Here is an 11541-nt window from a genome sequence, read left to right on the forward strand (position 1 = left end):
CCGAGACCCGCGCCTACCTCGCCAAGCTCACGCCGGTGGTGGGCCCGATGCGCGGCCGGGGTGTCATTCCCCAACGCCTCGACCTCACCGCCTGGACGCGATCGGCGCTGTTTCCGGACGTCTCGATCGCCGCCGCCGACAGCGGTCGAGATGTCGCCGATCTGCAATCGGACCGTCCTTCCTCCGTCCGATCCGACGCCCATCGCTCCGTCCCGGCCGTCGACTCCGCAGGCATTTTCGTCCGCCTTTCTCATCAAGCGACAGCGCCATGACCGTGATGGCCTGGCGGTGCGCGTCTTCGGGTTCCGGCGAACTCCGGCGTGGGATTGTGTCGGGAGCATCGAAAACGAAGGCCCGATTGCGAGATAAAAGCACCGCCGTCGGCAGGTGCTCTGGGGGTTGGCGGGATTGGGATTTCAGCGCCATCGCCTCAAATGGCCTGCTGGCGTTCCCGGGCAATTCATCAAATCTTTCAATGATTCTAGCGCCGTCGCCGCGCCATCGGCTCGCGAGCATCATCCGGTGAACGACTCCGATGATGACTTTCGGATTCGGCCGGGACGGGGACGTGACGGGGGGCGTCGCGTCGAGAGCTTCGTGGGCCAGGTCAAGCGCGCGACGATGAAGGCCGGCGGCCGGGGCGTGGGTCCGCCCAAACGCACCGGCGGCGGTTCGCGCTTCGGGCGGGGACGCGGGGCGGCCCTGGGCCGGGGCTTGCGGGCGAGGGCGCGGCGCGTGGTGGTCAAGGCCAGGATCGTGCGCCATGCCGGGTCACGGTTCCGCGCCGCGCCCCTGGCCCGCCACATCGGCTACCTCGAACGCGAAGGCGTCAGCCGCGACGGACAGCGGGCGCACATGTTCGACATCGGCGCCGAGCAAGCCGACGTCGCCGCGTTCGCCGAGCGGTGCGAGGGCGACCGCCACCATTTCCGGTTCATCGTCTCGCCCGAGGACGCCGGCGACATGGCCGACCTGCGCGCCTTCACCCGCGAGCTGATGGAGGACGCCGAGCGGGACCTCGGCACAAGGCTCGACTGGGTGGCGGTGGATCATTGGAACACCGACAATCCCCACGTCCATGTCCTGGTCCGCGGCCGGGCCGACGGCGATGAGGACCTGGTGATCGGCCGCGACTACATCAGCCGGGGCTTGCGGGCCCGCGCCGAGGAGCGCGTCACCATCGAGCTGGGTCCGCGCAGCGAGCGAGAGATCGAAGCGGCGCTTCAACGCGATGTCGCGGCCGAGCGGTGGACGGGCCTCGACCGCGCGCTGCAGGCCGCGGCCGATGCGGGCGGCGGCCTGGTCGATCTGCGGCCGCACATGCCCGCCCCCGATCCCGAACTGCGCCGCCTGATGGTCGGTCGCGCCATGACCCTCGAGCGCCTGGGGCTGGCCGATCCAACCGGCGTGGCGCGCTGGAGCCTCAAGCCCGGGTTGGAGGAAACCCTGCGTGAGCTGTCGATCCGTGGCGACATCTTCAAGACCCTGCATCGGGCGATGGGGCAGGCGGGGCGGACGGCCGATCCGGCCGGGTTCGCGGTGCACGATGAGGATGTGCGCGATCCGGTCCTGGGCCGGCTGGTCGAGCGCGGCCTGCATGACGAGCTGGCCGGCAGCGCCTACGCCGTGATCGAGGGCGTCGACGGCCGCAGTCACCATCTGCGCTTCGGCGATCTTGAGATGACCGGCGATGCAAAGCCCGGCGCGATCGTGGAGCTTCGGTCCTGGGAGGACATCCAGGGCCGTACGCGCCAGGCGCTCGCCGTGCGATCCGACCTGCCGGTGGAGGCGCAGGTCCAGGCGCCCGGCGCCACCTGGCTGGATCGCCAGCTCGTCGCCCGCGATCCCGTCGAGACGGGTGGGGGATTCGGGGCCGATGTTCGCGACGCCCTCCAGCGTCGCACCGAGCATCTGATCGACCAGGGGCTGGCGCGGCGTCAGGGTGGGCAGGTGGTCTTCGCTCGCGATCTCCTGAGCGCCCTGCGGACCCGTGAACTCGCCGCCGTCACCACCAACCTCGCCGACGACACCGGCCTTGCGCACCGCCCGTCTGCGCCGGGTGAATTCGTAGCGGGAACCTATCGTCGGCGCCTGGACCTGGCCTCGGGCCGCTTCGCGATGATCGACGACGGATTGGGCTTCCAGCTCGTGCCCTGGCGGCCGGCGCTCGAGGCCCATCTGGGGCGTCATGTCTCGGGGTCGATGACGCCCGGTGGCGGCATCGACTGGAGCCTCGGCCGCCGCCGGGGCTTAGGGCTTTGAGCGGGGCAGGGAAAGGTTGGGCTCCCGCGTCAGATCGGCCAGGAGCATGGCCACCATCGGCCGCCTGGGCGGATTCTCCCAGCACAGGAGCGTAACCCTGCCCAAGATCGGCCAACCGGATGATCTCAGTCGTCGTCTTCGGCCTTGTCAGGCGGCTTCCGCTTGGTCGGCACGCCGACATTCGGTGACTTCTGATGCAGGAACTTCTCGGCCCAATCCGCCTGGCTGCGAATTTCGGTGGCCAGCCCCTGGAACAGGTTCGAGAAGGCCGCGACCAGCGTCGTCGTTTCCAGCCGCTGGATTTCCGGCCCCTGTTCGGTGGTGAACTCCTGCAAGGCGATCGCCATGGCGATCATCATCTTGTTGTTGGCGCAGTACGCCGCCAGCTCCGGCATGCCGAGGAACACGGCGGCCAGGATCGCGTAGGGGTCGCTGTCGGTCGCCTGCGCGAACCGAAAGACCAGATCCACGCTCAGCCGTCCGCCGCCTGCCTCGAAGTGCAGGTACGAGCGCGGCGGGAGGCCCATGGCGGCGGCGATCTGACGTGTCGTCATCGACCGAGTTTGTCGCACCGCGCGCAGAGCGAGCGATAGGAGTTGGCTTCGCCTGCGGCTTTCCGGATCACTGGAAGACATACCACCCACACGCCCGATCTCTACCCATACGTGTCGCCAAACTGTCGCGGTTCAAGAGGCCGATCAACGTTTCAGGCCGGATGCCACGGCGGCCCGCGTCCCCACGGTTCTCGGCAGTGAAGAGGAAGATATGTAATGTATAAGGAAATTCTGAATTAGGAAAAGAGACGCAAAAATCTTGCGCGGTGACGCAAATAGTTTGCGCAGAGACGCGAATATATTGTTCGACAACTATCAATTGCAACTTTTGTTTGAACTGTGTATCTGTGCGACGAGGAACAGGTGGAGCATAGCGGCGCGACCGCTTGCCAATAGTGGAGCGCTTTCTTGCCGAGCACGCCTTCACTCAACAGCCAAGATCCGTTCCGCATGGCGCTGGGAAAGCTGCGCGGGCAGTTGCGGGATGGCGACTACGTGCTGGGCGAGCCGCTCCCCATCGTCGATCTGGCGCGTGGCATGGGGCTCAGCGCGACGCCCATTCGCGAAGCGCTGGCGCGCTTGGCTGGGGAAGGGCTGATCGAGGATCGCCGGGGCCGGGGCTATTTCGCCTGGCGGTTCGACGTGGCCGACCTCGTTGAACTCTACGCCCTGAATCTGTTGCACCTGAAGGGCGCCCTGGACATCGCATTGGCGCGCAAGGCTGTCGGCGGCTCGCCGCGGGAACTGGCGCGGGAGGCCATGGACGCCATGCTGGCGGGCCTCGGCCGAGCTCAGGGCTTGGCCGCGTTTTCGGAGCACCTGTTCGACCGCGTGATTGCGGAGGGCGGCAACCGGGCCCTGATGGGCGCCTATCGGGCGATATCCGACCGCCTGGGTCCGGCGCGCCGCGTCGAGGCCGAGGTGATCGAGGGCATGGCCGATGAAGTCGCCAACCTCGCCGCATTGTTCGACGCGGCGGATCGGACCGGTCTGCGCGACGCCCTGCGCGGCTTTCATGGCCGAAGGCGCGAAGAGGCTGGAAGCATTGTCGACGCCATGCGCGCCCGACACGTATTCCAGTGAACTATCCGCTCAATATAGTTTCAATATACGAATCTCCGTGAGCTGCTGATCCCGCCGCAACCCAGCGGTGTTTTCTCAAAGCATGGAGACTATGATGCCCAAGATGCGCAAGTTCGGTCTCATCCGGCTCGGCGGCGCCAAGCGCCTGACCAAGGGCGACGATGGCGTGGGCCTGGAGATCGCGACCTTCCACCGCGAAGAAGGCTGAAGTCCGACGTCGTGAGGCGCCGGGCGGGGTCCGCCCGGCGCCGCTCATCGGATGGAACGGCATGCAGACCATCGTGCGGCGCCTGGCGCCTCGAACCCATCTCGCTTTCGTCGGCCCAGACCTCGTGGTCCTGGATGTCGAGGACAACGCCTATTTCTGCTTGCCCGGCGCGGTCGGGTCGATCCGCCAGCTGGACGGAGATGAGGTGGCTTTCGAAGACGTCGATCTGGCCGAGCAGTTCGCCGCCGCCGGCTTTCTGTCGTCGCCGCCCGCCCAGCCTCAGAGAACCCGGCGCCTTCCGGATCGGCCGTGCGCCGATCTACAGGCTCTGCCCGTCGCCGCGATCGAGCGCCGTGCGATGGCGGACATGGCGGGGGCCTTCGCGGGGATGCTGCGCCACTACTACGGCAGGCGCTTTTCTCACCTCATCGGCGAAGCCGCGCGGGGCAGGCTTGATACGGGCGCGGCGGATCGGCCTCCATCCACGGCGCTAACGGCGCGAGTGGCCACCTTCGCGCGCCTCCTGCCTTGGACGCCGTTTCAGGGCGAATGCCTCTTTCGATCCTTCATGCTCCTGCGGTTCCTGCGTTCGGCCGGCCACGACGCACGTTGGGTCTTCGGCGTCCGCACCTGGCCGTTCCAGGCGCACTGCTGGCTCCAGGCCGGCGGAACGGCCCTTGATGACGCCGCCGAACGCGTGGCGCCGTTCACGCCGATCCTCGCGGTCTGAGACCCGGCCGTGGCCAACTACATCGCTCTGTCCTGGCCGCCCGAACGTGAAGCCGCGCAGGCGCGCGTCGACCAACTCCTTGAGGATCGGGTCATGCGCCGCGACTGGCGGCCGGCCGAACAGCGGGAAGGCTTCTGCATCCTCGTGGAGGCCGCGAGGCCCCTCCCGATCCGCCGTTTCGTCGATGACAGCGCCCGCATTCTCGGCGATCTCTTCGAGCGTCCGACCGGCCAAACAGCGCCGGATATTCTACCCAGCGGCGCCTGGCGGCTGCTCGGCGCTGAAGCCCGCTGCGCGCATTTTTCGGCCGCGTATTGGGGCCGCTACGTGGTGGTCCAGCCCGATCCCGCTGGCGGGATCGCGGTGTTCCGAGACCCGTCCGGCGCGTTGGATTGCCTGACTTGGCAAGCCGACGGGATCACGATCGCGGCGTCGTCCCTGCCCGACTGGCTGCTGTCGGCTTTGCCGCCGCACCTTGACCTGAACTGGCGCGCCATCGCCGCCTTCCTGGCCGACCCCGCCACCCTCGGGGCGCGTCTGGGACTGGATGGCGTCGCCGCGGTCCTTCCGGGGACCCTGCACGGGCCGGTCGCCGGACGCGCGGCGCTGGCGATCTGGCGGCCGGCCGCCTTCGTCCGCGCGACCGCGCCCTGTTACGCCGAGGCCAAGACCCTCCTGGCGCGGACGGTGGATGCGTGTGTGGCCGCCTATGCCGCGTCCGGCGCGCCCCTGTTGGCTGAGGTCTCCGGCGGCCTCGATTCCTCGATCGTGGCCTCGGCCCTGGCGCGGACGCCCGACGCGGCGGTCGTCCAGTGGATGAACTTCCACGTGGCGGACCCTCAGGGCGACGAGCGCCGCTATGCGCGGGCCCTCGCCGATCGCCTGGCAGTACCGCTCACGGAGATCGCCAAGCCGGAGCTGGCCTTGACCCGCGAGGCGCTGGACGACCAGGTCGTCGGCGTCCGGCCGAGCCTCAATGGCCTGGACCGGCACTATGACACCGACATCGCCGACCGGTGCGCCGCCTTGGGGGTGCGATCCATCCTCACCGGGCAGGGCGGCGACATGATCTTCTTCCAGGCGCCGACGCCGCTGGTCGCGGCCGATGTCTGGCGCCGCCGCGCCGGCCGACGGGAGGCCATCGAAGACGTCGCGCGCTGGACCCGGCGGTCGGTCTGGTCGGTCTTGTGGGCGGCGAGCCTCGCCTCCGTGGGGGTGGGCCACCGGCGGAGGCGGCCATCTCCGGCCTTCATGACGCCGCAAGGTGTCGCCCTCGCCACCGGCGTCGCCCTTCATCCGTGGCTTGAGGATCTGAGGGGCGTCTCGCCCGCCAAGCGGCTGCAGATCCGGGGCCTGGCCAATGCCCAGGGGTTCTTCGGCGACTGCCAGCGCGCCCGGCAGGCCGAGCTCATCCACCCCCTGCTCTCTCAGCCGATCGTCGAGCTCTGTCTGGCCATTCCCGCGATCGACCTCACACGCGGCGGTCATGGCCGGGCGCTCGCCCGCGAGGCCTTCGCCGATCGCCTGCCGGACCTTGTCACCCAGCGGCGGTCGAAGGGCGACCTGACAGCCTATTACGGGCGCATGCTGGGGCGAAGCCTCGACGTCCTGCGGCCCTATCTTCTGGAGGGCCGCCTGGCGCAGGCGGGGCTTATCGACCGTGATGCGCTGGGAGAGATGCTGACCGAGACGCACCTGATCTGGCGCGGCGGCTATCCTGATCTTTTGCGATTGCTCGCCGTGGAAATCTGGCTGCGACACTGGGCGAGGCGCATCGGCGATCTCGCATCCCACCGTCATTGACCGGCGGCCGGCGCGTTCAGGGTCCGATCCAACCAGTCGAACACCTCGGCGTAGAGGGCGCGGATGTTGGCGGGGCTCGAGGGTATGTGGCCCTCGCCCCAGAGGGTCATCAGGACCGCGTCCTTGTCCTGCCGATAGAGCGCCGCGAACATCTCCTCGCCCTGGGCGAGGGTCACGAAATCCTGGTCGCCATAGATCAGGAACACAGGTGTCCTGATCCGGTCGGCGGCCAGCACGGGGCTGTTGCGGACGTAGCGATCGGGATCGCGCCACGGCGGGGAGCCGAGGCTGGCCTGGCCGCTTTCGGCCCACCCCATGTGCAGCGTGGTCGGATACCCCTCCTCGGACGCCATCCGATAGAAGGGCGGGACCGAGCCCCAGCCGCTGATCAGGTCCGCCTTGGCGGCCTGGGCGATGATCGCCCTGAACCGCGTGGTCTGGGTCGCGGTGACAAGCGCGGCGTAGCCGCCGAAGCTATGGCCCCAGAGCGCCAGCCGGTCGCGATCGACCAGGCCCCGATCGGTCGCCACGTCGACGATCTTGAGGATCTGGTCGGCCAGGTCCGCGGCCGGCTCGCCGGCGGCGCGGTCGCGCGGCAGGCTCGGGACCAGCACGGCGTAGCCGTGGGCCGCGAGGAGCTGGGCGTTGGGCGTGAAGCTGGGAACGCCGGCCGCATAGCGCAGGGGCGGGCGCAGATGGATCGAGCCGGGATAGGGCAGGACGACGAGCGGCGGCCGCGATCCTGGTGGGCGGTTCGGCGGCAGATAGAGCCAACTCTTGAGGGCCTGTCCGTTGGGCCCGATATGGTCGAGCTCTCGGATCTCGGCGCCGTCGACCTCGGCGAGCGCCGCATTGACGGTGAGCACTGGGAGCGGCGATCCGGATCGCATCAGAACAAGCTGCTGCACGCCGTGGCCATCGCGCGTGCGGACCACCAGGCGGTCATCCCCAAGCGCGACCGCCGCCGCGCCATCGGCGATGCGGAACGAGGCCGGCGTTGTGTCCGCTGCGACGCGCTCGACAGCGTCCGGCGCCGAGGTCAGCAGCCAGCCGCGGCGCGGCGGTGCGTTGACGACGAACCGTTCGCCGAGACCCAGGGCTCCAAACGTCTGCGCTCGCCGACCGCGGCCGTTGGTCAGTCGCCGTGCGCCTCCCGTGGGGTTGACCTGCCAGGCCGCGCCGTCGGCGACCAGCAGAAGCGCGTTCGTGTCGATGGCCGAGAGGGTCGGCGGCGCTTCCGGCAGGCGCTCGGTGAGATTGGTCGCGCTCGCGCCGCCGAGTCGGAACCAGTCGGCGCGTCCCTTCGACCCGGAGCGCCGCCCATAAACGACCGGCTGGGCGCCCAGCCAATCGGCTCGGACGATGGCGATGCCTTCGGCCGTGTAGGCAATGTCCGGCTGCACGACGCCTCGGCCCACGGACGAAATCCGGCTGGTCGCGGCTTCGATCGTGAGGAGCCGACCCGCCGACCAAGCCTGGCCGCGGTCGCGCGCGAACACGAGCAGGGCGTCGCCGGCTGGCGACCAGGCCAGCAGATGGGTGAGCACGTCGCAAGTCTCGCAGGGCGTGCGGATGGCGCCCGTCGCGAGATCGACGATGGTGAGGGCGCGCCGATGCGCCGGCGTACCCACCCGGACCGCCTCGTCCGCCTTGGGCTGCAGCGGCTCGGCCTCCGCAACGGCGGCGACATAGCGGCCGGTCGACGACAGCTCGAGATCGAAGAAACCGCCCTCGGCCAGGGTCCGAACCGCCCCGCTGCGAAGATCGACCTTGAGCAGCCGGCGCGGCGCGGCAGGCCGGCGATGGTCGAGGAACCGGCCGCTGCCAGCCAGGGTGACGGCCGCCACGCGCCCCTCGGCCGCTTGCCGCCAAAGGTCCGGAAGGCGCGCCGTCGCCTGCCAGCCAGTGCGCAGGTGAAGCGGGACCGTGCCGGTCGGAAGGGCGATCAGGACGAGCTCGGTCTCGGAGCGCCACTGGACGGTTCGCCCATAGAGGGCCTGTTCGGTGGGAAGGCCGAGCCAACGGACCTGGCGGGTGACGAGATCGACCACGCCGGTGTCCCAGGCCCGGTCGCGGAACCGATAGACGACCATGGATCGCCCCCGCGGTGAGAAGGGGCCGGCGACATAGCCCGCGCCGGCCTCCGGTATGATCAGAGGCTGCGCCAGGTCCGGGTGATCGAGGTCGACAATCTGCAGCCGGCCCAGAGCCGGCTGCCGATAGCCGTCGAAATCGAAGCTCGGCGCGGTGTCATGGGCCGCGAGCGTTTCGGCCACCAGCCACCGGCCCCCCGGCGCGATCGCCGCCTGGCCGAGATCCTCCAGTTTCAGGAGATCGTCAAGCGAGAGCGGCCGGGCGGCGGCCGGCCCGCATGACAGGGCCAGGCACAAGGCCGCGATCTGCGGCAGCCGGCGTCTGGAACGGGTGCGCATCCGAGGTCTGCCTGGACCGTCAGGTCACCAGCGTTTCGTCAGTTGCAGCGAGGCGAACCGACCGATCGGATCGGCGTTGGCCGGGTCGTAACCGACCCCCTGCGGGGCGTCGTAGAACGGCGGCGCGCGATCGATCAGGTTCTGCACCGAGAGCGCCAGCAGCAGGCCCCGCGCCGGTCCCGCCGTCGGCCGCCAGCGCAGTTGCAGGTCCGCCGTGGTCCACGAGCCCACCCGGCGGCCGGCGCTGTCGTGGTAGTCGTCGACATAGTTGACGCCGAGCGTCGCGCCGAAGGAGCCGCGGGTCCAACTCGCCGAGCCCTGGGCGCGTAGATCGACGGGCTGCCCCGCCATGTCCACGAACTGGGTCCACGGCCCGTCCGGGGTGACCTGGCGCTTGTAGTCGATCAGATAGGTCGCGTTGGCCGCCAGATCGAAACGATCGGCGCCCACGTCGAAGCCATAGGACGCGGCCAGGTCGACGCCGCGGACGTGGAAGCCGCCGGTGTTGACGAAGCGGACGTCCACGATCGCCGTATAGGCGTTCGCCGGAAACAGGCCGGCGCTCGACGAGGTCGATTGCGCCAGCAGCGCCGTCACGCGCGCCAGATCGGTGGGATTGTTCGGGTCGACCGCGTGGACGAACGGCGCATAGATCGGGTTGCCGAGGACGTTGTAGATGTCGTCGCTGACCGGCTGGGCGATCTGGTCGGTGAACTTGATGTCGAACCCGCCGGCGCTGAGCCGCAGGCCGGGGATCGACTTCGGCGCGATCTCCACGCCGGCCGTCCACGACCTGGCCGATTCCGGCTCCAGGTCCAGATTGCCGCCGACCTGGAGGAGGACCAGCTTCTGCGCCCCGCCCTGGGGCAGGAAGCCCGGCCCCGCGTCCTGAACTTCATAGACCTCCGACAGGGCGGGGGCGCGGAACGAGGTTCCGTAGCTGGTGCGGACCGTCACCCCGGCGGTGGGCGACCAGATGAGGCCGACCTTCGGATTACGGGTCGTCCCGACATCGTCGTAGCGCTCGATGCGGCCGGCGATCGACGCTTCGAGACGTTCGATCCCTGGAACCGCGTTGTCCGGACCGACGATCGGAACGCGAAGCTCGAGAAAGGCCGCGCTGACAGTGCGCTCATAAGGCCCCGAGGTCTGCATGAGCGGAGAAGACCTTGAGGTCAGGCCCACGCTGCTGGTTTCGAAGCGTTCACGGCGAACCTGGACGCCGACAGCCGCCTTCATGTCCCCGCCGGGCAGGGTCAGGACGACGCCGTCCGCCTTGGCGTTGGCCGAGGCGACCTGGCTGTGATTGCGCGACGCCACATAGCCGCTGCCGACGAAGTCGAGCACGGCGCGGGAATTGGCGGCCCCATCGCCGTAGGGGTTGAAGTAGCCGTCGCGCGCCGCGCTGAAGCTGGTCGCCGGGTCGTCGGCGATGGTCCCCAACGCCTCCTGCAGGAAGCGCGTATTGAGCCGATGGGTGCTGGAGCGCCGGCCCGTCTCCTCGGCATAGGCGCCATAGGCCTCGGCGCGCCAGCTCTTGCCGAGATCGGCGGTGAGGCCCGCCGAGGTTCCTAGGCTCTCGGAACTGCCGGTCGAACGCAGCGGTCCCAGCTCGTCAGTGAAGGAATAGGCGATCTGGTTGGACGTCGCGCCATTGGGCGAGACGAAGAAGGGGTTGTTGCGGTTGACGGTGATGAGGGCGACGGACCCCGGCAGCGCATAGGCGAATTTCCGCCGGCTGTAGCGGGCGTCCGCCGTCAGTTCGATGCGCTCGCCCAGCGCCTGGCCGAAGTTCACATAGATGCTGTTGCGTTCCTGCTCCGGCAGGATGTCGGCCTGGTCGCGCTGGTTTTCGAGATTGACCTCACCCGCCAGGAAGCTCGCGGGCGTCAGCCCCGTTCCGGTCTGGCCGGTCGGGATCGCCCATGTCGGGACATAGGCCGAGGTCGCCGCATCCAGCCGCATCACATTGCCGGGGTGGCTGTAGAACTGTCTGCGGTCGGTTCCGCCCCGCGACCGCAGATCGGCGTTGGCGGTGAAGCCCCGCTCGCCGCCCGCCAAGGCGTCCCGGTGATAATACTCATACGACAGGAGCGCGTGCCCGCTGGACCAGGTCTTGCCGATCGTCTGGCCGACCTGGCGTTCCTGGGCCACGCCGCCCGACGCCAGGCCGAACCGGGCTCGCGTCTCGGCGCCCTCGAAGTCGCGCCGCAGGATGATGTTCACCACCCCGCCCACCGCGTCGGAGCCATAGAGGGCCGAGGCGCCGTCGAGGAGAACCTCCACACGCTCGACGGCCGCCGTCGGAATGGCCGAGACGTCGGCGAAGTCGCCCTTGAGGCCGGTTCCGGCCATGCGGCGGCCATCGACGAGGACGAGGGTGGCGGAGGTCCCCAGGCCACGCAGGTTGACGCCGGTCGAGGCGACGGCGTTGGTTCCGAGACGATCGGAGCCGACCAGGAAGGTGTC

Annotated in this window: 7 protein-coding genes and 1 pseudogene; 5 read left to right on the top strand and 3 right to left on the bottom strand. The window is 69.2% G+C overall.

Annotated elements, in window-relative coordinates; all coding sequences use genetic code 11:
* Both Q8Q88_RS11260 and Q8Q88_RS11265 read left to right on the top strand, forming a co-directional pair.
* Positions 1-272: pseudogene (locus tag Q8Q88_RS11260) on the top strand (hypothetical protein); the annotation flags it as partial.
* A 325-nt stretch (positions 273-597) separates the two neighbouring features.
* Positions 598-2262 carry a relaxase/mobilization nuclease domain-containing protein gene (locus Q8Q88_RS11265; protein WP_371129847.1) on the top strand — a complete coding sequence of 555 codons (1665 nt, stop codon included), beginning with the start codon at positions 598-600 and terminating at the stop codon, positions 2260-2262.
* Positions 2263-2387: 125 nt separating this feature from the next.
* Here the strand turns inward: Q8Q88_RS11265 and Q8Q88_RS11270 are convergent, their stop codons facing one another.
* Positions 2388-2897, bottom strand: a complete 510-nt coding sequence (locus tag Q8Q88_RS11270; protein WP_371129848.1) for a helix-turn-helix domain-containing protein — start codon at positions 2895-2897, stop codon at positions 2388-2390.
* Positions 2898-3266: 369 nt separating this feature from the next.
* Between Q8Q88_RS11270 and Q8Q88_RS11275 the strand changes: the two genes are divergently transcribed.
* The 3 genes from Q8Q88_RS11275 (at position 3267) to Q8Q88_RS11285 (ending at position 6640) form a co-directional block, all read left to right on the top strand.
* Positions 3267-3899, top strand: a complete 633-nt coding sequence (locus Q8Q88_RS11275; RefSeq protein WP_305675282.1) for a GntR family transcriptional regulator — start codon at positions 3267-3269, stop codon at positions 3897-3899.
* A gap of 269 nt (positions 3900-4168) precedes the next feature.
* The gene (locus tag Q8Q88_RS11280) at positions 4169-4837 is read left to right on the top strand and encodes a lasso peptide biosynthesis B2 protein (protein ID WP_305675283.1); all 669 of its coding nucleotides are present in this window, start codon (positions 4169-4171) and stop codon (positions 4835-4837) included.
* A 9-nt stretch (positions 4838-4846) separates the two neighbouring features.
* On the top strand, positions 4847-6640 hold the full coding sequence (locus tag Q8Q88_RS11285; RefSeq protein ID WP_305675284.1) for an asparagine synthase-related protein: 1794 nt from the start codon (positions 4847-4849) through the stop codon (positions 6638-6640).
* On the opposite strand, the gene Q8Q88_RS11290 is transcribed toward Q8Q88_RS11285, so the two are convergent.
* Together Q8Q88_RS11290 and Q8Q88_RS11295 are read right to left on the bottom strand one after the other, a co-directional pair.
* Positions 6634-9072, bottom strand: a complete 2439-nt coding sequence (locus Q8Q88_RS11290) for a prolyl oligopeptidase family serine peptidase (protein ID WP_305675285.1) — start codon at positions 9070-9072, stop codon at positions 6634-6636. The genes Q8Q88_RS11285 and Q8Q88_RS11290 overlap by 7 nt on opposite strands.
* Positions 9073-9096: 24 nt before the next feature.
* Positions 9097-11541 (bottom strand): TonB-dependent receptor domain-containing protein (locus tag Q8Q88_RS11295; RefSeq protein ID WP_305675286.1); only part of this gene is annotated, 2445 nt, incomplete at its 5' end.

Source organism: Phenylobacterium sp. (genome assembly GCF_030697925.1).
Taxonomy (GTDB): domain Bacteria; phylum Pseudomonadota; class Alphaproteobacteria; order Caulobacterales; family Caulobacteraceae; genus Phenylobacterium.